Below are 539 nucleotides of genomic sequence, written 5' to 3'. Positions count from 1 at the left end.
TTTGTAATCCGCTTGCCTCTAATATTAGGATTTAGAATCCTTCGTTCTTTGACATGTTGGAATGATTTTTATAATACACAAAAGTGTCTCTATAAATAGAATATACATTTTGATAAAAACGTAAAAACCTATTATTCGGGATGCTGAGAATAGAAATTATGATTATCTTTGTAAAGCTTTCATCAAAACAATAAGATTATGGCCCATACTACAGAAAAGATTATAGATAAAATTAAAGAGTTGAAAGGAACTGTATTGCCATCAGGTAAACTTATTCTTTTTGGTTCGCAGGCACGTCGTGATGCTACTACCGACTCTGACTGGGATATGTTATTACTTTTAGATAAAGAAAAAATAGCTCCTTCAGATTTCGATACTTACGCTTATCCTTTTGTAGACTGGGGTGGAACCTTGGAGAGTATTTCAGCATGAAACTTTATACCCTATCCGAATGGATGAAACGAAAAGGTACACCATTCTTTAAAAATGTAGAAGAGGAAGGAGTTGAATTATGAAACTCAGTGAAGAAGAAAAGAAAA

1 protein-coding gene is annotated in these 539 nt (G+C 32.8%); it reads left to right on the top strand.

Going from position 1 to position 539, the window contains the following annotated elements; translation table 11 throughout:
• Positions 1-198 precede the first annotated feature (198 nt).
• Positions 199-432: a nucleotidyltransferase domain-containing protein gene (locus BACCELL_RS25595; RefSeq protein ID WP_007215097.1), complete on the top strand. Its 234-nt coding sequence runs from the start codon at positions 199-201 to the stop codon at positions 430-432.
• Positions 433-539: the final 107 nt, after the last annotated feature.

Origin of the sequence: Bacteroides cellulosilyticus DSM 14838, from assembly GCF_000158035.1 — a bacterium.
In the GTDB taxonomy this organism is placed as follows: domain Bacteria; phylum Bacteroidota; class Bacteroidia; order Bacteroidales; family Bacteroidaceae; genus Bacteroides; species Bacteroides cellulosilyticus.
The sequence above is the reverse complement of the archived record's forward strand: the minus strand, read 5'-3'. Positions and strand labels throughout refer to the sequence as shown.

Coding starts and splice junctions, on each gene's coding strand:
- BACCELL_RS25595 (WP_007215097.1), top strand. CDS start 199: ATGGCCCATACTACAGAAAAGATTATAGATAAAATTAAAGAGTTGAAA.